The sequence below is a fragment of the Paraburkholderia sp. RL17-381-BIF-C genome, assembly GCF_046026435.1.
In the GTDB taxonomy this organism is placed as follows: Bacteria; Pseudomonadota; Gammaproteobacteria; order Burkholderiales; family Burkholderiaceae; genus Paraburkholderia.
This window is the reverse complement of record NZ_JARESX010000024.1, coordinates 19,769-41,528: the sequence shown is the minus strand read 5'-3', so window position 1 is coordinate 41,528 and position 21,760 is coordinate 19,769. Positions and strand designations below refer to the sequence as shown.

The 21,760-nt window shown below is 64.1% G+C and carries 18 protein-coding genes and 1 other RNA gene; 8 read left to right on the top strand and 11 right to left on the bottom strand.

The annotated features are described in order from the left end of the window. Positions 1–85 precede the first annotated feature (85 nt). Both P0D70_RS16785 and P0D70_RS16780 read left to right on the top strand, forming a co-directional pair. Entirely contained in the window at positions 86–1,576 is a 1,491-nt protein-coding gene (locus tag P0D70_RS16785) for a gamma-glutamyl-gamma-aminobutyrate hydrolase family protein (protein WP_408185339.1), read from the top strand. A gap of 547 nt (positions 1,577–2,123) precedes the next feature. Next, a complete protein-coding gene (locus P0D70_RS16780; protein WP_408185338.1) occupies positions 2,124–2,840 on the top strand; it encodes a DUF2968 domain-containing protein in 717 nt (238 codons plus the stop codon). Positions 2,841–2,920: 80 nt separating this feature from the next. Here the strand turns inward: P0D70_RS16780 and P0D70_RS16775 are convergent, their stop codons facing one another. Beyond that, positions 2,921–4,168, bottom strand: coding sequence for a hypothetical protein (locus tag P0D70_RS16775; RefSeq protein ID WP_408185337.1), 1,248 nt, complete (start codon positions 4,166–4,168; stop codon positions 2,921–2,923). Between the two features lie 201 nt (positions 4,169–4,369). Then, positions 4,370–4,906: a GNAT family N-acetyltransferase gene (locus P0D70_RS16770; protein WP_408185336.1), complete on the bottom strand. Its 537-nt coding sequence runs from the start codon at positions 4,904–4,906 to the stop codon at positions 4,370–4,372. A gap of 304 nt (positions 4,907–5,210) precedes the next feature. On the opposite strand from P0D70_RS16770, the gene P0D70_RS16765 reads away from it, so the two are divergent. Next, complete coding sequence (locus P0D70_RS16765; protein ID WP_091799995.1) at positions 5,211–6,512, top strand: MFS transporter; 1,302 nt, start codon at positions 5,211–5,213, stop codon at positions 6,510–6,512. Positions 6,513–6,620: 108 nt separating this feature from the next. Here the strand turns inward: P0D70_RS16765 and P0D70_RS16760 are convergent, their stop codons facing one another. After that, on the bottom strand, positions 6,621–8,468 hold the full coding sequence (locus P0D70_RS16760; protein ID WP_408185335.1) for a tetratricopeptide repeat protein: 1,848 nt from the start codon (positions 8,466–8,468) through the stop codon (positions 6,621–6,623). A 137-nt stretch (positions 8,469–8,605) separates the two neighbouring features. Between P0D70_RS16760 and P0D70_RS16755 the strand changes: the two genes are divergently transcribed. From P0D70_RS16755 to P0D70_RS16745, 3 genes are all read left to right on the top strand, one after another. After that, a complete protein-coding gene (locus tag P0D70_RS16755) occupies positions 8,606–8,965 on the top strand; it encodes an ArsR/SmtB family transcription factor (protein ID WP_408185334.1) in 360 nt (119 codons plus the stop codon). Further along, on the top strand, positions 8,962–10,203 hold the full coding sequence (locus P0D70_RS16750; RefSeq protein ID WP_408185333.1) for a cation diffusion facilitator family transporter: 1,242 nt from the start codon (positions 8,962–8,964) through the stop codon (positions 10,201–10,203). The genes P0D70_RS16755 and P0D70_RS16750 overlap by 4 nt, the downstream gene beginning before the upstream one ends. Positions 10,204–10,390: 187 nt before the next feature. Next, positions 10,391–12,115, top strand: coding sequence for an FAD-dependent monooxygenase (locus tag P0D70_RS16745; RefSeq protein WP_408185332.1), 1,725 nt, complete (start codon positions 10,391–10,393; stop codon positions 12,113–12,115). A gap of 60 nt (positions 12,116–12,175) precedes the next feature. Here P0D70_RS16745 and P0D70_RS16740 read toward each other — a convergent pair whose 3' ends face one another. Genes P0D70_RS16740 through P0D70_RS16725 form a run of 4 tightly spaced genes read right to left on the bottom strand, consistent with a single transcriptional unit; the run spans position 12,176 to position 17,447 of the window. Then, positions 12,176–12,427 carry a formate dehydrogenase subunit delta gene (locus P0D70_RS16740; RefSeq protein WP_091800010.1) on the bottom strand — a complete coding sequence of 84 codons (252 nt, stop codon included), beginning with the start codon at positions 12,425–12,427 and terminating at the stop codon, positions 12,176–12,178. 8 nt (positions 12,428–12,435) lie between these two features. Continuing rightward, positions 12,436–15,384, bottom strand: a complete 2,949-nt coding sequence (fdhF, locus tag P0D70_RS16735) for a formate dehydrogenase subunit alpha (protein ID WP_408185331.1) — start codon at positions 15,382–15,384, stop codon at positions 12,436–12,438. 15 nt (positions 15,385–15,399) lie between these two features. After that, positions 15,400–16,965: a formate dehydrogenase beta subunit gene (locus tag P0D70_RS16730; RefSeq protein WP_408185330.1), complete on the bottom strand. Its 1,566-nt coding sequence runs from the start codon at positions 16,963–16,965 to the stop codon at positions 15,400–15,402. Next, on the bottom strand, positions 16,962–17,447 hold the full coding sequence (locus P0D70_RS16725) for an NAD(P)H-dependent oxidoreductase subunit E (protein ID WP_408185329.1): 486 nt from the start codon (positions 17,445–17,447) through the stop codon (positions 16,962–16,964). The genes P0D70_RS16730 and P0D70_RS16725 overlap by 4 nt, the downstream gene beginning before the upstream one ends. A 134-nt stretch (positions 17,448–17,581) precedes the next feature. Between P0D70_RS16725 and P0D70_RS16720 the strand changes: the two genes are divergently transcribed. Both P0D70_RS16720 and P0D70_RS16715 read left to right on the top strand, forming a co-directional pair. Then, positions 17,582–18,661 (top strand): substrate-binding domain-containing protein, encoded by a 1,080-nt coding sequence (locus P0D70_RS16720; RefSeq protein WP_408185328.1) that lies wholly within the window; start codon positions 17,582–17,584, stop codon positions 18,659–18,661. Positions 18,662–18,769: 108 nt separating this feature from the next. Next, entirely contained in the window at positions 18,770–19,036 is a 267-nt protein-coding gene (locus tag P0D70_RS16715; RefSeq protein WP_091800024.1) for a hypothetical protein, read from the top strand. Positions 19,037–19,164: 128 nt separating this feature from the next. On the opposite strand, the gene P0D70_RS16710 is transcribed toward P0D70_RS16715, so the two are convergent. From P0D70_RS16710 to ubiG, 4 genes are all read right to left on the bottom strand, one after another. Further along, positions 19,165–19,524: a COG4315 family predicted lipoprotein gene (locus P0D70_RS16710; protein ID WP_408185327.1), complete on the bottom strand. Its 360-nt coding sequence runs from the start codon at positions 19,522–19,524 to the stop codon at positions 19,165–19,167. A 238-nt stretch (positions 19,525–19,762) separates the two neighbouring features. Then, positions 19,763–20,132, bottom strand: a transfer-messenger RNA (tmRNA) gene (ssrA, locus tag P0D70_RS16705). Between the two features lie 124 nt (positions 20,133–20,256). After that, on the bottom strand, positions 20,257–20,970 hold the full coding sequence (gph, locus tag P0D70_RS16700; RefSeq protein WP_091800066.1) for a phosphoglycolate phosphatase: 714 nt from the start codon (positions 20,968–20,970) through the stop codon (positions 20,257–20,259). Between the two features lie 30 nt (positions 20,971–21,000). Then, a complete protein-coding gene (gene ubiG, locus P0D70_RS16695; RefSeq protein WP_408185326.1) occupies positions 21,001–21,699 on the bottom strand; it encodes a bifunctional 2-polyprenyl-6-hydroxyphenol methylase/3-demethylubiquinol 3-O-methyltransferase UbiG in 699 nt (232 codons plus the stop codon). Between the last annotated feature and the right edge of the window lie 61 nt (positions 21,700–21,760).

The following is a 21,760-nucleotide window of genomic DNA, read 5'->3' as shown; positions in this document are numbered from 1 at the left end:
GTGTGCGGGTTTGCGGGGCTTGCTTCGCTAGCGGATAATCAGGGCATATTCATTCGTTCGCGTGGAAGGCGCCTGTCTGACTGTCATGAGCGAAAACAAACCTGAAAACGCCGGCGAGCCCGGCGATCTGACGCGGCCTTCGGCGTCGCCAGCGCCGTCCGGCACGCCGACAACTGGCTTGACGCCGGAAGAACCGGCGGCCTCGCTGCCTCTCTCGCACGAAGATGCCATCCAGTCTCCGATCAAGGACGCAGTGACGTCGCCGACCCATGCCGGCACCGGGTCTGCGACCACGACGGCGGCGGAGCAGGCAGCCGTGCGATCGTCGACCGACGATCCCGACAGCGCGTCGGCCGTCACGCCAACTGATCCGCACGCGGCGCGGCAACGCGACGCAGCCGAAGCACGCAGTTCGGCCGCCGCATCCACCGCGCAGCAGGAAGCCGAGGTTCATGAAAAGGAAGCCCGGCGCGCCGGAACGTTCGCCACGAAACCCGCTCCGAAACCCGCGCCGACCTTCGCGAGCAGCGAAGCTGTCGACGGCGAGCTGATTACCTCGGTGGAAGACGCCACCGTTATCGAAGAGGTCCCGCGCCCCGCCGAGCAGAAGGCCGGCTCGCCGCCGCCCGGTTTCGGCGCGGCGCCTGACTTCAGCGCGTCCAATCCACCGCCGCCCAATGCATTGCCGCCGTCGCCGCCGCGCTATCTGAAGCACAACGATTCGGCGTGGACCGTGTTCGGCCGCATCGTCGCGGCGCGCGCGCGCCAATTGTTCGATCGCGCGGGCCAACGCATCACGCAGCGCACGCTGCGCATCGGCGTGTCGGCGCGCATCTTCCATCCGGAGCCGGGTGCGAAGGGATTGCGCGGCAAGACCTTGCAGTATCTCGAGGAATCGATTGCGCATTGGGTCATGTCGCGCGACGTGCTGGTGTTCATGATTCCGACGGTCGGTCATCAAGGCATGCTGCATCCGAGCAATATCCGTTTGCGTGATTACGCGAAGCATCTCGACGGCCTGCTGTTGCAAGGCGGCGCCGACGTCTCGCCGCAGTCTTACGCGGAACAGGCAATCAGCCACGAGTGGCCTGGCGACCGCGTGCGCGACATGTACGAACTCGAACTGCTGCACGAGTTCATCGAGTCGGGCAAGCCGGTGCTCGGCGTGTGCCGGGGCTGTCAACTGATCAACGTGGCGTTTGGCGGCACCTTGTATCAGGACATCGCCACCGATGTGCCGACCGCCGGCGCCCACGTCAACGAGGACTACGATCAGCATCGGCACGGAATTCACTTCCCCGACGGCTCGACGCTCGCGAATATGTTTCCTGGCCAACGCGATGCGATCGTCAACTCGATTCACCATCAGGCGGTGAAGACACTCGGCCGCGATCTCAATATCGAAGCCGTGTCGGCGTCGGACGGCATCATCGAGGCCGTGCGCTACCGGCGTGCGCCGTTCGTGATGGGCGTGCAATGGCATCCGGAGTTTCATCGTGCGGGCGGCGCGGAGTTGCTCGACTGCACGCCGTTGCTCGATACCTTCCTGCGAGTGGCGCGCGAAACGCGTTTTTAAGGCGGCTCGCTCCATATCGAGTCCGCGCCTTGGGCGCGCGGTTCAAAGGTTAAGTTGCAGAGGCTGATTCGTTCGAGGCGCACCACCGTTTTTTTGCGATGGTGCGCCTTGCGAATTTCGTGGTGCCGTTCTCATGGTGCGTTATTGATCGACGACTGGCGTGTCGCCTCGCGTTGAGCGTTGAGCGTCGCGTGGTCCGTCGAGATCAACGGCATGTTTTGAATTGCGGGTGTCTCGTTGTCGAGACAGATAATCAGGAGTGCGTGTTTCTCATGGCCGGCACTCTATCCTCCTGTTTCGAGTCCGTTCGCTGCTGGATTTGCACCAACCAGGCATAAGTTCAGGCTTGTCCAGGCGAGGCTGAACCTTCCTTTTTCGGCTTATCCGAATTTGTTTGTTTCGAGATTGCTGAAGCGATTTGGCTAAATTCTTCGGCAGCCATTTATCTCGATTTAAAGTCGGTCCGCGCGACATTTGAATGCTTCGTTTACGGGCCAATCCGCGCGATAATCTGCGGCTGATTTGGATTCGCATGGAGCATGCACGTATGAAGTACCCCTTAATTGTACGGCGCGCCATGCTGCTCGCGACTTCGTGTGCGCTGTTGCAGCAGGGCGGTCTCGTACTGGCAGCGCAAGGCGGCGAGGCCGTGCCGATGGCCGGCACGAGGCCCGCTATCAACACCCTGACGCCGCAGCCCGCGGCTGACGCGCTGCGCAACACGGCGTCAGCCTCACCGGCTTCGGCTAGCGATGCGCAAGGCAATGTCGCCGAGCTCATGCAGATGATTCACGACGCAAAGCTAAGCGAACTGCGCACCACGTATAACGGCAGTTACGGCGCCAGTCTGTTTTTCTATCCGCAGGAAATGACGTACTACGTCGCGTTGTTCCAGGACAAACATTTCTGGCGCGTGCTCAAGTCCGAAGACGCCGCGCGCGCGGAAGCGGTCTATGCGGGCTTTGCCCAGCAGACCGCGCAACTCGCCGATGTCGAGATTCGTCGCACGCAGTTGCAGGCGCAGAAGGCGTATATCGAAGACATCATTGCGTTATCGGAAGATCGCGCCAAGCGTCTGCAAGCCGATCTCGACGTGGCTCGCACACAGCAGGCCAAGGTCAACGACTATCAGCGTCAGACGCAAGGCGAAGCGGCCGCGCTGCACGCGGAGAAGGAAAGGGCGCAGGCGCAGTTGCGCCAGGTGCAAGGCGAAGTGATGCAACTGCAGCGGCAAACCGAGATGGGATTGCCGATTCAGAAGTAGACGCATGAACGTAACTAAGCCCGGCCATTCACGAAATGACCGGGCTTTTTTGTTTCAAGCTACTGCGATTGGTGTCATGCCTATTTCGCGAATTGGTCGGGAACCTCGGTAACACGCCGCTGCGACAGGCGGGTCATCCACTCCGTTCCACTGGTGCCGGATGCATTGGTCGCTGAGCCGGCGTGCGGCGGCGCCATCTTGCGGGGATGCGTCGCTGCGGACATGATCACGCCCGCGTATTCGTCGACGCCGAGTCGAGTCGGTGCTGGAGGCGAATAAGCCCCCGCAGCGGATGAACTTGGCGGCAAGCTTGCCGCAAGCCTTGGCACTGCGATGTGCGGCAGGTTAGCGGCAAGTGCTGCCGCATGTCGCGATGGGTTGGCGGCGACAAACCGTGCGCTGGCCTGGCGGTTTTGTTTCTGCAGCGTGACGACCTTTTCGCGAAGGCGGTTGTGACGAGGTGATCCTGTTTTATCCGCGGAGATACGCGTCTGAGCGGAAGGCAGTGCCCGAGTCTGAATCTGGGCCGAAGCCGTTGTAGACACCGTTGCCGCCGAAAGGCTGGACGCAGGCGCGAATGTTGGCTGTACGCGTGAGCGCTCTGGCGCAGACGCCGCAAGTGCGGCAGGTGCGCGCAACGCACCGGTATCGACCGCGCGACCAGTAACCGTGGCGGGCGTCTGAAGGTCTGCTGACTGCGAGTCCCGATGACCCGATGCCCTGTCGGCGACAGGAGGGGCCATTTGACGATGCGCGAGATGATCGAACCCGACCCACGCCAGCACCGCAGCGCCGCCGATCACGCAGGCGCCGCCCGCTAAAGCGCCCCAATGGTTGCTATACCCACGCGCCCTCGTTCCATACGCGGGCCGGACAATGGACTCAATGACGGGCGTTGCATCGGCCGCGTGCATGGCTGTCTCGGGCGATGCGTCAAAGCTCGGTGCCTGTGCCGCTATCGCGGCAGACCGAGGCTCATGCGCAGGTGCGATCACGCGTTGTTCACCCAGCGGCGACCATCGGCAAAGCGAACGAATGGCCTGATCGCTCAGGCAGAACGTGCGCAGCATGGCGGCGTAGAGCGCCTTGAGTTCAGCCCGCAGACTGTAGCCCGGCGGAAGCAGCGCCCAGTCCCGGCCGAACGGCGCTGGCACATGAACCAGCGGGCGAACGCGCGGCAGCGCCAGATAGCCTTCGATCGGGGTGAAAGGAATGGTGGACATCGGTCTTTCCAGCGCCTCGTAAGGGGAGCGCCGATCGGCGATCCCGTGGTCTGCGGGGACTCGGGCCTCGGTGCGATGCGCGTGAACGCCATCCCTACACGGCACGGCGTGCGTCGACGCGAGGCGCCGGCGCCGTGCTCGCGACGAGCAAACGGGGCACAGGGACGTGTCGCTATGAAGCCATCGGAGTGCGGAGGATGATGCCAGGAAGCAGCCGACCTGGCGATCGGACGGTTCCGAAATGAGGTGCCGGTACGTCCGTGATCGGGAAAACCTGGGATAACGAACAAGTGCGCCGCAGCGCCTCTACCGGTCGAGTCTGCGGTCGAGTCTGTATACGTAGCGCAACGCGGTAATGTCCACGCCGCCCATATGATCCGGTTCGGCGCCGGCAAATTGCCAGCCTTGCCGCTCGTAGAAACCGATCGCCGGCGTATTTCCCTGGAGCACGTACAGATAGAGTTGCGCCTCGCCTTGCGCGCGAGCCCAGTCTTCGGCGGCTCGCATCAGCAGCTTGCCGACTCCGATACCCTGGTAGGCCGGCCGCGCGTGCAGGTTATCGAGCAGCACGCCCCAACTGGACTCCGGTTGACGTTCAACGCACACAAACCCGGCCGCCTCGCCCGCGAGTTCGGCGATCAGCACGATGCGCCGTTCGCCGCCGGGCGCGCTGAGACGAGCCTCCCAGTACGCGGCGCGCTCCTGCGTGACTTGGCCGTCGAGAAAGGCTTCGGGCAGCAGGCCGCGATAAGTGGCCTGCCAACTGCTGCTGTGGATCGAAGCAATGAGCGCGGCATCCGCGAGCGTCGCGGGGCGCAGTGAAAGAGCGGGGGTGGTTCGCATCGGTAGTGCTCAACGGAAATGCCTGACTGCAAAAATGTTACCGCGACCACAGGTGACACCATGTGTAATGAAACTGTATGCATTACGCGACAGCTTTATCAACGGTAACATTACGTGGAGCGAGCGCTGCATGATTCACAACGTTTACCCGGGTACCATGGGAATCCGTTCCGCATGAAAATGCAGCGCCCCCGGCGCGTTCTTTCTATCCGTGCGCGGCATCCGCTTGCCGAGCGCAGTGGATCGTTTCAACTGCCTGGCCGCCACTGTCTCTTTCGTGGCAGCAGGCTCATCAGAGAATGTCATGTCTACTGCGTCACACGCTACTTCCTCATCGGAAGAATCCAAGGTCAAGACAGTATTCCGCGTGGTCAGCGGCAACTTTCTTGAGATGTACGATTTCATGGTCTATGGCTATTACGCTTCGGCGATCGCCAAGACCTATTTCCCGAGCGGCAACGAATTCGCCTCGCTGATGCTGTCGCTGTCGGTGTTCGGCGCGGGCTTCCTGATGCGGCCGCTCGGTGCGATCGTCCTCGGCGCCTACATCGACCATCACGGTCGGCGCAAAGGCCTGATCCTCACGCTCGGCCTGATGGCGCTCGGCACGCTCACGGTGGCGTCGATTCCAGGTTACGCGACGATCGGCGTGCTGGCGCCGGTGCTCGTTCTGTTAGGCCGACTGTTGCAAGGCTTTTCCGCCGGGGTCGAACTCGGCGGCGTGTCCGTGTATCTGTCGGAGATCGCCACCAAGGGCAACAAGGGCTTCTATTGCGCGTGGCAGTCGGGCAGCCAGCAGGTTGCCGTGGTGTTCGCCGCGCTGATTGGCGTGTTCCTGAACAAGATGCTGCCGGCCGACCAGATGAGCGCCTGGGGATGGCGCGTGCCGTTTCTGATCGGCTGCCTGATCGTGCCGTTCCTGTTCCTGATCCGCCGTTCGCTGCAGGAAACCGAGGAATTCAAGGCGCGCAAGCATCACCCGAAGATGGGCGAGATCATGAAGACGATGGCCGCGAACTGGGGCATCGTGCTGGGCGGCATGGGCATGGTGATCATGACCACCGTGTCGTTCTACATGATCACGGCGTACACGCCGACTTTCGGCAAGGAAGTGCTGAAACTGTCCTCGATCGACACGCTGATCGTCACGGTCTGTATCGGTCTGTCGAATCTGATCTGGCTGCCGCTCGCGGGTGCGCTGTCGGACCGTATCGGCCGCCGTCCGGTGCTGCTGGCCTTCACGATTCTGACCATCATTACCGCGTATCCGGCGCTGCAATGGCTGGTGGCGGATCCTTCGTTCGCGCGTTTGCTGGCCGTCGAACTGTGGCTGTCGTTCCTGTACGGCAGCTATAACGGCGCGATGGTCGTGGCGCTGACCGAAGTGATGCCGGTCGAAGTGCGGACGGCCGGCTTCTCGCTCGCCTACAGCCTCGCCACGACGATCGGCGGCTTCACGCCGGCTATCTCGACGTTGCTGATTCACACCACCGGCAACAAGGCCGCGCCGGGACTGTTCCTGGGTCTGGCGGCGATTTGCGGCTTGATTGCGACGCTGGTGCTGTACCGCACGCCGGAATCGCGCGATCAGTATCGGACGGCCTGAGCTTCGGCGGTCACCGTTCATGGGGCAAAAAAAACCCCGCGTTCGTGAGAACGCGGGGTTTTTGTTTTTGGCACAGCGGCTACGCCGTGTTCACCGCGCGGCGTCCCGTTACGGTTTGCGCAATTCGTTCGCCACGGCTTCGACAACTTCGCTCCACGCACCGGGTTGCGGCTGACGCACCAGTGTCGCGCCGGGATACCAGGGGCTGCGCGCCTCGCCGGCGAACCAGCGCCAGTCTGCCGCGAACGGCAGCATCAACCAGAGCGGCTTGCGCAGCGCACCGGCCAGATGCGCGATAGAGGTATCGATCGAGACCACCGCGTCGAGCCGTTCGATGATCGCAGCGGTATCCGCGAAGTCGCCGATGCGCTTGTCGAAGCGATGAATCGACGCCGCGCGCGGATGCGCGTCGAGCGCCACGCGCTCGTCGGCGCTCAACTCCGGTTGCAGCACGATCCAGTCGATGCCTTCGAGCGCGAACAGCGGATCGAGCGCGGCGAGCGGCATCGAACGTGTTTCATTCTGCTGGATGCGGCCCGACCACACGATGCCGATCTTGCGTTTTGCCTGACCGCCGAGCGAGCCGCGCCATTTGCGGCTGTAGGCGGGCGGCACGCTGAGGTAAGGCGTGCGGGCGGGAATAGTGTCGTAGGTGGTGCCGAGTGCGAGCGGCAGGCTCAGCAGCGGACATTGCAGATCGGCGGCGGGTCGTTGCGTGCCTTGAGCGATCAGCGTCACGCGCCAGGCTTGCGCGGCAGGCGCCAGCAACGGCAGCAGTTGCGGTTGTACTTCTAGTACGACGCGCGCCGCGCGCTGCGTGGCGAGCGGGACGAAGCGCACGAATTGCAGCGTGTCGCCGAACCCCTGCTCGGCATGGACCAGCAACGTATGCTGCGCGATCGGCTCGCCGTGCCAGCGCGGCAGCGTCTGGATCTCCGGCTGCGCCATGGTTTGCAGACGCCACTCGTATTCCGGCAGTCCGCGCGCGAAATCGCGCATCGCGAGCCATGCGAGCGCGCGGTTCATGTGCGCGGAGGCGAGGTCGGGGCGCAGGCGCAGCGCCTGATCGAAAGCGCGCACGGCGGGACCATGCGCGCCCAGCGCCTGGTGCGCGGTGCCGAGACTCAGCCACGCTAGCGCGAATTGCGGATCGAGACCGACCGCGCGCTCGAGATAGGGCAGCGCCTGCGCATGGCGTCCCAATGCCGCGAGCGCATTACCCATGCCGAAAATGGCCGGCGGCAGGTTCGGCTGCAAGGTCAGCGCCGCACGGAACGATGCGACCGCTTCCGCATGGCGGCCGGTGGCGTCGAACGTATTGGCGAGGTTGAAGTGCGCGGCGACGAAGCGCGGCTCGGCCGTCAGCGCCGTCTGGAAACACGGGATCGCCTCTGCCGCGCGTCCGAGCGCGTTCAGCGACATGCCCATGTTGTTGAGCGCGCCGGCGTGGCCAGGACGCAGCTCCAGCGTGCGCCTGAACGCGGCGATGGCTTCCGTGTGACGCCCGAGCGCGTGCAGCGCGTTGCCGAGGTTGTTGTGCGACGAGGCGTCGTTCGGTTGCAGGCGCAACGATTTTTCGAACGCGTCGGCGGCGTCTTCGTGACGGCCCGCCGCGGCGTAGGCGTTGCCCAGGTTGTAGTGCGCCATGGGGAACGACGGCGCGAGCGTCAGCGCGTTGCGGAACTGTTCGATCGCGTCGTCGATCTGGCCGAGCGCCTTTAGCGCGTTGCCGAGGTTCAACTGCAGCGCGGCGTCTTCCGGGCGCAGGTTCACGGCGCGCCGGACGAGTTCGGCGGCTTCGGCGTGCTGACCCTGCTGGTGGCGCAGAACGCCCAGCAGGTGCAACGCATCGACGTGCGCGGGGTTGCCGTCGAGCGTCGCGCGGTAGCCGCGTTCGGCGTCTTCGAGGCGGCCGTCACGATGCGCCGCGAAAGCGCGGTCAAATACAGGTTGCATGACGGGGGATGGCATTCGGGTGAGGCAGAGGCCGCATTTTCCCACACTCGCCGGAGCGCGCTCCGATTTGACCGGTTGTCCCGGTATCTATAATGTGTGAACACGTGTTCATATGTGCTGCCGAGCCGCCGTCCATCATGGCTTCTTCCCTCGCTGCATCCACTTCGCTTACCGCCATCGACGATCGCCCGGCCGATACCATCGTGCCGCTGGCCGACCTGTTTCGCCTGCTCGGCGACCCCACGCGGTTGCGCATCGTGCTGGCGTGTCTCGACGAGCGGCGCGCCGTCGGGGCGATCGCCGAGGCGCTGGGTTTGTCGTCTTCGCTGGTGAGCCATCATTTGCGGTTGCTGCGTGCGGCGCGAATCGTGCGTGCGCAGCGGCAGGGTAAGCAGGTCTTCTACCTCGCCGCCGATCGCCATATCAGCGCGATGCTGGCCGGGATGCTCGAACACGTGGCCGAACCGGCCGGCAATGATTCTCTGGATCAGTCATGAAGAAACCCGAAACCCTGAACGGAACTGCGGCGGATCAAGAGGACGCGCACGCGTCTACGCCGCTCGATGTGAGCGACAGCAAGGGCGTTCAGTCTGATGGCGGAGCGCCGCGCGCCGCGCACACCAGGTCAGAACTTGACTGGGCGGGAAGCGGGCAAGGGAGCGAAGCGCATGAGCGTGGCGAGCACGGTAGCCACGGTAGCCACGATAGCCACGATAGCCACGATAGCCACGATAGCCACGGCAACCACGGCAACCACGGCAACCACGGCAACCACGGCAACCACGGCAACCACGGTCCCGCCAGCCATTCCCACAGTCACGGCCACGCCGGCCACCACCACGCTCACGCTCCGGTTGCCGGTCACGGCCGCGCGTTCGCCCTGGCGGTCGTGCTCAACATCGCGATCGTGGTGGCCCAGACGGTCTATGGCGTGCTCGCCCATTCCACCGCGCTGCTCGCCGACGCCGGCCACAACCTCTCCGATGTCCTCGGTCTGCTGCTCGCGTGGGGCGCCGCCTGGCTCGCCACGCGCAGGCCGTCGGCGCGCTACACGTTCGGTTATGGCAGCTCGTCGATCCTGGCCTCGCTCGTCAACGCCGGGCTGCTGCTGTTCGCGTGCGGCGTGATCGTCGCGGAAGCCATCGGGCGTCTGATCAATCCGGCGCCGGTGGCGGGGCTCGCCGTGTTCGTCGTGGCGATGGGCGGCGTGGTCATCAACGGAATATCCGCGTGGCTTTTCATGCGCGGGCAGCAGGATGACCTGAACATCCGCGGCGCGTTCCTGCACATGGCGGCGGATGCCGGTATCTCGGCGGCGGTCGCCGTGAGCGGCCTCGTGATTCTCTATACCAACTGGACGTGGCTCGACCCGGTGATGAGCCTGCTCGTGGTGGCGGTCGTGGTGGCCGGCACCTGGAGCCTGCTGCGCGATTCGGTGCGCCTCGCGCTCGACGCCGTGCCGCCCGGCGTCGATCTGCAAGGCATCCGCGACTATCTGGCGGGGCAGCCGGGCGTCGTCGACGTGCACGATCTGCACGTGTGGGCGCTGTCCACGACCGGCAACGCGCTCAGCGCGCATCTGGTGATGCCGGCGGGCCATCCGGGCGACGAATCGCTCGACGGCATCGTTCTCACGCTGCGCGAACGTTTTTCGATGCACCATGCGACGCTGCAAGTGGATCTTGGTACGACGCAGCATCGCTGCGCGATGGATCATGCGCCGCACGCGCATTGAGGCGGACAGGAACGCGTTGCGAGGTCACGGCACGGGCAGAGCGCTGAAAGCAAGAAGCAGCCACGCCGAGCCCATGCTCGCTGCGCGCTTGATGCACTGCAACCGTCGTCGAGCAGGCGATCGTCGCGCCACTAGCGGACTTCCTGGCGGCGTACACTAGAACGCATTGTTGTCTCCGGAGTTCCGCATGGACGCTGCCGCAAACGATGCGTCGCCGGTGCTGATCGTCGGGGCGGGTCCGACTGGACTCGCCGCAGCGATGAGTCTGGCGCGTGCCCACATCCCCGTGCGTGTGATCGACAAGGCCATGCAACCGAACCCGTATTCGCGGGCCATCGGCATTCAGGCGCGCACGCTCGAATTGCTCGAGCAGCATCGGCTGGTCGAGCCGTTTCTCGAGCTCGGCCATCGCGCGCGCATCGCCAATCTGTTTTCGAACGGCATGCGTCTCGCGCAGCTCGATTTCGATCCGCTGCACACACGTTATCCGTATCTGCTGTTTCTCGATCAGTCCGTGACCGAGCGTCTGCTGACTGAGCATCTCGCCACATTCGGCGTGACGGTCGAGCGCGGCGTCGAACTGACGATGTTCGCGCAGGGCGCCGCCAGCCTTCAGGCGACATTGCGCCGCGCGGACGGTCACACGGAGACGATGCGCCCGTCGTACATGATCGCCGCCGACGGCGCACATAGCGCGATCCGTCACCGGCTGGGTTTGAGTTTCGAGGGCAAGACCCTGGAGCAGACTTTCCTGCTCGCCGACCTGCACGCCGAAACCGATTGGCCCGAAGACGAGTTTCATATCTTCGCGTCAGGCGAAGGCCTGGTCGCGCTGTTTCCGATGGGCCACGGCCGGCATCGTCTGATCGCCGATCATGCGATCGAGCCTGCCGCCGTCGCCCCGACCGAGACGCCCGCGGTGTTGGGCGAGCCGCCGCTGAACAGCGTGCCGTCGCCGTCGCTCGCAGCATGCAAGGCGTTGATCGCCCGGCGCGTGCGCGAGCGGGTCGACGTGTCGGATCTGGCGTGGTCTTCGTATTTCCATGTGAATAGCCGCATGGTGGACCGGCTGCGCGTCGGCCGCATCTTCCTCGCGGGCGACGCCGCGCACGTGCATAGCCCGGCCGGCGCACAGGGCATGAACACAGGCATTCAGGAAGCGTTCAACCTCGGCTGGAAACTCGCGCGCGTATTGAAAGGCGCGGCGCCGGACCGCCTGCTCGATACCTATCACCTCGAACGCCACCCGATCGAACGTGACGTGCTGCGGCAAACCGGTTTCATCACGCAGATGGCGGAGGCCGATCACGGACCATTGAAGCTCCTGCGCGAACGGGTGATGCCGGTCCTTGCCGCGCTAGGTCCGCTGCGCGACGCCGCGCGCCTCACCATCAGCGAGTTGTCGATCCAGTACCGGCGCAGTCCGCTGACGCTCGAACGTGTGCTCGACGGCGGACCACGTGCCGGCGAGCGCGCACCGGACGCGCTGGTGCATGTGGTGGATGGACCACTGGGGCGTGCGCCCGGCGTGGGCTGCATTTTCGATCTGCACGATCCGGCGTTCTTCTCGCTGTTCCTGCTGGTGCCGCCGCTGCCCGTCGACGAAAAACCGCTCGATCCCGCGGCGAAGCATGCGCCGCCGCCCGACCCGGAACTGGAGCGCGTGGCGGCGGAAGTCGAGAGATTGCTGCCGGGCGGAGTGCGCATCTGGCGCATCACGGATACCACTGGCGACGGCGGCCCGTCGCTGTCCGAATCGTATGGCCGAACGCGGCCGTCGTTCTATCTGGTGCGGCCGGACGGCTACATCAGCGCGCGCGGGCGCACCGGTTCCGATCTGCACGGTTTGCTGCGGCATTGCGAAGCCTGGTTCGCGGTGAGCGGGGAAATACCGGAGCAGGCGGCCCTGTGAGCCGGGCCGCCTGAGTCGTGCGAGTCGCACGGACATTGAGCGCCGCGAGCGCGGCGCGGCTTACACCGTCGCGGGCGCGGCGGGCGTCAGTTGCGCGCGATGTTTGACGAGCGCTTCCCTGACGATGCCCGACATCGGGATACCGCTCGCATCCGGTTCATCGAGCTCTGCGAGTAGCGCGCGGCGCATGCGCGGCTCCCAGAAACGGCGAATATGGTCGGCGATGCCGGCGAGCGCTTCCTCGCGGTCTGGCATCGAATCGAAGAAGTCGCCGATCCGGTTGGCCATGTCGATCAGGTTCTGATTGTCCATGGCCGTCCTCACTTGCCCGATGTCGCGTTGGCCAGCTCACGCTGCTTCAGCAGATCGAGCTGTTCGGTGTTGAAGCGCGAGTAGTCTTTCTGCCATTGCGACGGCTGTTCGACCGGCATCACCTGCACCGCGGTCACCTTGTATTCCGGACAGTTGGTCGCCCAGTCCGAGCTATCGGTGGTGATCACGTTCGCGCCCGATTCGGGGAAGTGGAACGTCGTATACACGACGCCCGGCTGCATGCGCTCGGTTATCTTCGCGCGCAGCACGGTTTGCCCCGCGCGCGATTCGATGCCCACCCAGTCGCCGGTTTTGATGCCGCGCTCTTCCGCGTCGTGCGGATGCAGTTCCAGTCGGTCCTCGTCGTGCCAGCGCGAGTTCTCGGTGCGGCGCGTTTGCGCGCCAACGTTGTACTGCGACAGGATGCGGCCCGTAGTGAGCAGCAGCGGGAATTTGCGCGTGACTTTCTCGGGCGTCGCGATGAACTTCGTAATCACGAACTTGCCCTTGCCGCGCACGAAGGTGTCGATGTGCATGGTCGGCGTACCGTCCGGCGCATTCTCGTTGCACGGCCACTGAATGCTGCCGAGTTCGTCGAGCTTTTTGTACGACACGCCGTGGAAGGTCGGCGTGAGACGCGCGATCTCGTCCATGATCTGCGACGGATGCGCGTAGTCCATTTCATAGCCGAGCGCGCGCGCGAGCATGACCGTGACTTCCCAGTCGGCGTAACCCGGCACCGGCGGCATGACCTTGCGCACGCGCGAGATGCGCCGCTCCGCGTTGGTGAACGTGCCGTCCTTTTCGAGGAACGACGAACCGGGCAGCAGCACGTGCGCATACTTGGCGGTCTCGTTCAGGAAGATGTCCTGCACGACGATGCATTCCATCGCCGTCAGCGCTGCGGATACGTGATGCGTATTCGGGTCCGACTGCACGATGTCTTCACCCTGGCAATACAGACCCTTGAAGCTGCCGTGCACGGCAGCGTCGAACATGTTCGGAATGCGCAGGCCGGGTTCCGGTTGCAGCGTGACGTTCCAGGCCTCTTCGAACAGCGTGCGCGTGACCGTGTCGCTGATATGGCGATAGCCCGGCAGTTCGTGCGGGAACGAGCCCATGTCGCAGGAACCCTGCACGTTGTTCTGGCCGCGCAGCGGATTCACGCCCACACCTTCGCGGCCGATGTTGCCCGTTGCCATGGCGAGGTTGGCGATGCCCATCACCATCGTCGAGCCTTGCGCGTGTTCGGTGACACCCAGGCCGTAGTAAATCGCGGCGTTGCCGCCGGTCGCATAGATGCGGGCGGCTTCGCGCACGGATTGGGCCGGAACGCCGGTCACCGCTTCGGTCGCTTCCGGCGCGTTTTCCGGCAACGCGACGAAATCGCGCCATTGCTCGAACGCGCGCGTCTCGCAACGCTCGGCGACGAATGCATCGTTGAGCAGGCCTTCGGTGACGATCACATGCGCCAGCGCATTCACGATGGCCACGTTGGTGCCGGGCCGCAATTGCAGATGATGCGACGCCTTCACGTGCGCCGTGTCGACGATATCGATGCGCCGCGGGTCCACCACGATCAGCTTCGCGCCTTCGCGCACACGGCGCTTCAGACGCGAGCCGAACACCGGATGGCCGTCGGTCGGATTCGCGCCGATCACCATGATCACGTCGGCTTTATCGACGGAGGCAAAAGTCTGCGTGCCCGCCGATTCACCGAGCGTGGCTTTCAGCCCGTAGCCAGTCGGCGAATGGCACACCCGCGCGCAGGTGTCGACGTTGTTGTTGCCGAACGCGGCGCGCACGAGCTTTTGCACCAGATACGTTTCTTCGTTCGTGCAACGCGACGACGTAATGCCGCCGATCGAATCGCGGCCGTGCTTGGCCTGAATGCGGCGGAATTCCGACGCCGCATACGTGAGCGCTTCTTCCCAACTCACTTCGCGCCACGGATCGGTGATCTTCGCGCGGATCATCGGCTTGGTGATGCGGTCCTTGTGTGTAGCGTAGCCCCACGCGAAACGGCCCTTCACGCAAGCGTGGCCTTCGTTGGCCTGGCCGTTCTTGTGCGGCACCATCCTCACGACCTGGTTGCCCTTCATCTCGGCCTTGAACGAGCAGCCGACGCCGCAATACGCGCACGTGGTGACGACCGAGTGTTCGGCCTGGCCCAGCATGATCACGGTCTTTTCCTGCAAGGTCGCGGTCGGGCACGCGGCCACGCACGCGCCGCACGACACGCATTCCGATTCCATGAACGGCACGTCTTCGCTGGCGGCCACGCGCGACTCGAAACCGCGTCCGGCGATGGTCAGCGCGAACGTGCCTTGCGTTTCTTCGCACGCGCGCACGCAGCGATTACAGACGATGCATTTCGACGGGTCATAGGTGAAGTAGGGGTTCGACTCGTCTTTCTTGTCCTTCAGGTGATTCGCGCCGTCGAAGCCGTAGCGCACTTCGCGCAGGCCCGTGACGCCCGCCATGTCCTGCAGTTCGCAGTCGCCGTTGGCGGGGCAGGTGAGGCAGTCGAGCGGGTGATCGGAGATGTACAACTCCATCACGTTGCGGCGCAGCGACTGCAAACGATCGGTTTGCGTGCGGACCTTCATGCCGGCTTCGACCGGCGTCGTGCATGAAGCGGGATAACCGCGCTTGCCTTCGATTTCCACGAGACACAAACGGCACGAGCCGAACGGCTCCAGCGAATCGGTCGCGCAGAGTTTCGGCACGTTGACGCCCGCTTCGACGGCGGCGCGCATCACAGAGGTGCCGGCGGGAACGGTGACGGACTGGCCGTCGATTTCCAGCGTGACGTCGATGTCGGCGTGCCGCTCGGGCGTGCCGAAATCGGTGTCGTCGAAGAACGAACGGGGCGCACGCTGCTGCAGGGCTTGCGATTTACACGCGCAGTTGCCTGAGCCGCAGCCGCCAGTGGGAGAGTTGAGCACGTCGGACATGGTTTGGCTCCTGGGTCAGGCCGCTTTCGGCGCGTGTTCAGACACGTTGGCGAGACCGAAGTCTTCGGGGAAATGATCGAGCGCGGACAGCACCGGGAACGGCGTCATGCCGCCCATCGCGCAGAGCGAACCGGACACCATCGTGTCGCACAGGTCGCGCAGCAATTGCACTTGTCGTGTGGAGGTATCGCCGTTGCGAATCCGGCCTATGACTTCGACGCCGCGCGTCGAGCCGATCCGGCACGGTGTGCATTTGCCGCATGATTCGAGGGCGCAGAAGTGCATGGCGTACTGCGCGAGTTCGGCCAGATTCGACGTGTCGTCATGCACGACGAGGCCGCCGTGGCCCACGACCGCGCCGACTGCCGCATACGCTTCGTAGTCCATGGGAATGTCCCACTGGCTTTCCGGCAGATACGTGCCGAGCGGGCCGCCCACCTGCACCGCGCGAGCGGGCCGGCCGCTCGCCGTGCCGCCGCCGAAGTCATAGAGCAATTCGCGCAGCGTCACACCGAACGCCAGTTCGACGAGGCCGCCTTGCTTGACGTTGCCCGCGAGCTGGAACGGCAGCGTGCCGCGCGAACGGCCCATGCCGAAGTCTTTGTAGAACGCCGCGCCGCGCGCGAAGATGATCGGCACCGTGGCGAGCGTGATCACGTTGTTGATCACGGTCGGCTGGCCGAAAAGGCCGACGAGCGCCGGCACTGGCGGCTTGGCGCGCACGATGCCGCGCTTGCCTTCGAGCGATTCGAGCAGCGCCGTTTCCTCGCCGCACACGTATGCGCCGGCGCCTTTCGCGACGAACAGCTCGAAGCGATGCGCCGTCGAGCCGAGCACGCTATCGCCGAGCCAGCCAGCGGCGCGTGCTTTGGCGATAGCGGCTTCGAGCGTCGCGATCGAATGCGGATACTCGCTGCGCACGTAAATATGGCCCACCGTCGCGCCCGTCACGACACCGGCGATGATCATCCCTTCGATCAGCACGTACGGATCGCTTTCCATCACGAGGCGATCGGAGAAGGTGCCGGAATCGCCTTCGTCCGCATTGCAGACGATGTACTTCTGCGCCGCTTTCGCGCCGCGCACCGTGCGCCATTTGATGCCGGCCGGGAAGGCTGCACCGCCGCGGCCGCGCAGGCCGGATTCGATCAATGCTTCGCAGGCGGCGTCGCCGTCGGTCTGCAGCGCCTGGCGCAAGCCTTCGAGGCCGCCGTGGGCGACGTAGTCGTCGATGGAAAGCGGGTCGGTGATGCCGATACGCGCGAACGTCAGGCGCTGCTGCTTCTTCAGATACGGAATCTCGTCGACCACGCCGACTTGCTTTGCGTGCGCCCCGCCTTCGAGTAAGCCTGCATCGAACAGCGCGGCGACGTCGCCTGCTTCGACGTTCGCGTAGCCGATGCGGCCTTCCGGCGTCTGAACTTCGACGAGCGGTTCGAGCCACAGCAGGCCGCGCGAACCGTTGCGAACCAGTTCGACTTCGACGCCGCGGCGCGCGGCTTCGGCTTCGATCGCCTGAGCGAGCGCGTCGGCGCCGAGCGCCAGTGCCGACGAATCACGGGGAACGTAGATGCGCGTCATGCCGTCACCTCCACGCACTTGTTGGCGGCCGCGAATATCGCGTCGAACTTTTGCGGCGTGACCTTGGCGTGCAAGGTGCCGTTGAGCATGAGTGCCGGCGACAGTGCGCATTGCCCGAGGCAATACACCGATTCCAGCTCCACCGTCGCGCCGTGCTCATGTTCGGCGTCGAAGCGGCAGCCGGTGTGCGATTCGATATGCTGGGCCAGCGCTTCGGTTCCCATGCTGCGGCAGGCTTCCGCGCGGCACAGTTGCACCGTGACCTGTGCGGCCGGCTGCGTACGGAAGTGGTGGTAGTAGGTGATGACGCCGTGCACTTCCGCGCGCGACAGGTTCATGGCGAGCGCGAGCGGCGCGACCGCCGCGGGCGGCACATAACCGAGTTCGTCCTGAATCGCGTGCAAGACGGCTAGCAGCGATCTGCCCGGCTGCGCGTGACGCAGCACGAGCTGATCCGGTGCGATGGCGATGGAATCGTCCAAGTGGTGGCTCCTCCAAAGGCATATATGCACTTGTCATTCATAATGCGTGCACTTATGCTTCGTATATTCGATATGGGATAGCCGAACAATAGGCGGCTGATTCGGCTGGCGCAATAGGAAAGAGTTGAACATATATGATCAGAATCGAGTGCCAGGCGCAGTTGGTGGTGAAGGGCCCGGATGGCCGCGAGGCAAGCCTGTCGGACGTCGTGCCGTTGCTCGCGCTGGTGGATGAGTCCGGCAGCATCGCGCAGGCGGCGACGCTTAAGGGTTTGTCCTACCGTCATGCGTGGGGTTTGCTGCGCAGCATCGAGGAGCGTTTGGGCGGTCCGCTGATCGCCAAGGAGCGCGGCCGCGGCTCGGTGCTATCCGAACTCGGGCAAGCCGTATTGCGTGCGCAGCGTCTGTGCGGCGAAAGGCTCGATGGCAACATGCAGGCGCTCGCGAGCGAAGTGGCGAGCGATCTGAACCGCTGGCTCGCCCCGCCCGCCGACGACGTGCGCATCTTCGCGTCGCATGGTTATGCCGTGGCCGCACTCGTCACGGCGCTGGTCGCGAACGATCTTCCGGTCGACATCAAGTATCGCGACAGCGCGGATGCGGTGAGCGCGCTTGCGCGCGGCGAATGCGATCTGGCTGGCTTTCATGTGCCGCGCGGTGAGTTTCGCGCGGCATGTGCCGATGCGTACCGGCGCTGGCTCGATCCGCAGCGTCACGTGCTCGTGCATCTCACGCGACGCAAACAGGGGCTCTTTCTGAGCAAGGGCAATCCGCGCGCAATCACGGGCCTGGGCGATCTGGCGCGCGACGACATTCGCTTCGTCAACCGGCAGCCCGGCTCCGGCACGCGCATGCTGCTGGATCTCGCACTACGCAACGTCGGGGTGGATCCGGATCGGGTGAATGGTTATGCGTCGGCGGAACTCACGCATTCGGCGATTGCGGCGTTCGTTGCGAGCGGCATGGCGGATGTGGGCTTTGGCGTGGAGCCCGCAGCGCATCACTTCGGCCTCGACTTCATCCCGGTCGTCGACGAAGACTATTACTTTGCCTGCGACCGCGCGCGCCTCGAGCGTGCGCCGCTTGCGACCGTGATCGGTCTGCTGCGCGGCAGCGCGTTTCGTCATAGCGTCGATCAGCTCGAAGGCTATGACCCGCAGGACTGCGGCAGGGTGGTGGAACTGGAAGAGGGTCTCGGCGAAGCCGTGGCGTAAGCCGCCGTAAACATCAGGCTGTGTTCGGCGCTGCGTATGGCGTCCGTTTGGGATACTCTTTAAGCTTCCGCTTCCGCCTTAACCGCGCGTTATGTCGCGCCGATCTCTATGAACGTTATTTTTCACGCATGTGCTGCCGTGGCAACGGCTGGTGTGCTGCTCGCCACCGCTTCGGTTGCTGTTGCGCAGAATTCGCCGGGTGTTCCAGGCGGTATCCTGCAAGACCAGTTTCGTCTTGCCGAGCATCCGCAAATGCCGTTTGCCGCGTCGGCGCCCTCGGACAAATATCAGAGCAGTAAAAAATCGGCGATGCGCAAGCGCGGCGATATGGGTGATCCGAATGGCTGCAATCTGCAGTGTCCTAAAGACGAATAAGCGGATACGCGAGTCCGTTGGTTGTGCAACGCCGGCGTTCTGCCGGCGTCTTTCGCTGGGTCTCCAGGTTCAGGTTTAGCCCGGCGTTGCGGTTGCCGTTGCCTTTGCATTCACCCTGTGGCGGACGCTCAGGGTTTGGCCGTGTGCCACATGTCCTTGAAGCCGTCTCCCTTCATATCTCCCGCCTGCTTGTCCGCCGCGAAGCGATAGAGCGGGTGCCCTTTGTACGCCCATTGGTGTTTGCCGTCGGCGGCGGCAATTAGCGTCCACTCGCCGGACGGTTTGTCCGACGCGCTGGCCGTGGCTGCCGGCCAATTGTTCAGGCAGCCACCAGTGCAGGTGCTCACGCCGGGCGTGGTGTCTTTGTCGAAGGTGTAGAGCGTCATGCCGTCCGCCGTGACGAAACGCCCGTCGACGACTTTTGGCGCTTCGGCGAACGCGCTTTGTTGCAGTGCGAGGAGGGCGAGGCAGAAAAGGGTTTTGCGCATGATGTCGGCTCCTGATCTTGGTGTTGGTTTCGCGCGAAACGCGGCGTGCGCGCGCGTGAGGAATAAACGATCGAGCGGATGCGTTTATTCCAAGCGTTTCTTCGCATGGGGAGCGGGAGCGGCAAGGGGTGGCGAACCAGTCGAGCAGGATGGACGCGGCGGGCAACAAAAAACCCGCAAGCAGCAGGCCGCTTACGGGTTTTCGGTGAGACTTGAATGTACTGCCTAAAACGTGTTCTGGTGGAGGCGGCGGGAATCGAACCCGCGTCCAGAAGCACTCTACGACCAGTTCTACATGTTTAGTTCTGTCATTTGATTTAACCGTAGCGACGCGGACGAACACGCTGCACTACGGCGATTCACTAGATTTTCGACCCGGATGTCGTGACACCACCAAGGCTTAACTGACGTATATGACCTCTGTCGGTATTGCTACCGGTCTTGCGACTCTAGCCCGTCAGTAAACTAGGCAGAGGACGGCGGCCCTTAGGCTGCCAGTGCGAACGTATCGTCGTTTGCAGTTACGTTTTTCCCATTGATTAACGAGGTGACGGGTCCTCGACATGCCCTAGCCGCTTCGCAACCCCTGTCGAAACCAGGTCGCCCCCGCGGTTCGTTGCTCAAAATAGATGAGCCAGCGTAGATTTTACAATAGATTGACGGCCACGTCCTGACTCATTGACGCGGCCCGCGCAATGGCGCCCGGGCTTGGCCGGGCCGGGCGGCCATGCTTCAGCCGAGGTCGCGCAATAGTCTCTGCAATTCAGCCGGCGATTGGACAACGTGCTGCGCGTGCCATTGTGTCGGCGGAATATCGTTGCCGCAGTAGCCGTACGCTGCCGCGATGGTCCTCATGCCGGCGGCGAAACCCGCCTGCACGTCGCGCAGATCGTCGCCAACGTAGACGACGCGTTCCGGCACCACGTCCAGTTCCCGTGCGGCGTGCAGCAAAGGCGCCGGGTGCGGTTTCGAGTGGGGAGTCGTGTCGCCGCTGACGATGCAGCCGGCGCGCTCTTCCAGTCCCAGTTGCGCGATCAGCGGTTCGGTGAGCCTCGCAACCTTGTTGGTGACGATGCCCCAGAGCACGCCACGGGCGTCGAGTTCGTCGAGAATTTCCGGAATGCCCGGAAACAGCGTGGTCTCGATACACAGGTCCGCTTCGTAGTTGGCGAGGAATTCCTCGCGCAGCGACGCGAACTCGTGATGTTCGGGGCCGATCCCGAACGCCCCACCGATCAGCCCGCGCGCGCCCGCAGACGCCAGTGGGCGCAGATCTTCGAGCGGTACCATCTCGAGCCCGCGATCGTGGCGCATCTTGTTGACGGCGGCCGCGAGGTCGGGCGCCGTGTCGGCTAGCGTGCCGTCGAGGTCGAACAGCACAGCCATGCAAAGACCGAGTGCGTCTTCGTTGTCTTCGCGTTGGGGCAGGGGTGTGGGATCGCTCATTGATTCGTAAGTCCGGCAGGTCGGGGCGGATCAGACGTCGCGCCGGCAGGCGAGCATGTAGTTCACACTCGTGTCGGCGGACAGCGTGAAATGCTTGCTGAGCGGGTTATAGACGATGCCTTTGATATCCGCCGTGCGCAGGTTGGCAGCGCGCACGAAGCTCGCCAACTCCGACGGGCGAATGAAGCGCGCGTAGTCGTGCGTGCCCTTGGGCAGCATGCGCGCGATGTACTCGGCGCCGATCACGGCGAACAGGTATGACTTCACGTTGCGGTTCAGCGTGGAAAAGAACACCCAGCCGCCCGGTTTCACCAGCGTCTTGCACGCTTCGACGATGGCGGCGGGCTGAGGCACGTGCTCCAGCATTTCCATGCAGGTTACGACGTCGTACTTGCCCGGTTCGCGGGCGGCGAGCGCCTCAGCGGCGATTTCTTCGTAATCGACGGTTACACCGCTTTCAAGGCTGTGAAGATCGGCCACGCCCAACGCCTGGGCCGACAGGTCGATCCCCTTGACGTGCGCGCCCAGACCGGCCATCGACTCGGACAAAATGCCGCCGCCACAGCCGATATCGAGCACGGTCTTGCCTGCAAGGTGCGCGTGCGCGTCGATCCAGCTCAGGCGAATCGGATTGAGCTCGTGCAGTGGCTTGAATTCGGCATTCGGGTCCCACCAACGATGTGCAAGGTCGCTAAATTTCTGCAGTTCGTGGGGATCGGCGTTGGTCATGGCGGAAGCTGCCTCGAAGAAAGCGGTGAGCGGGCGCTCGAGGATAAACCCGGAGTATATA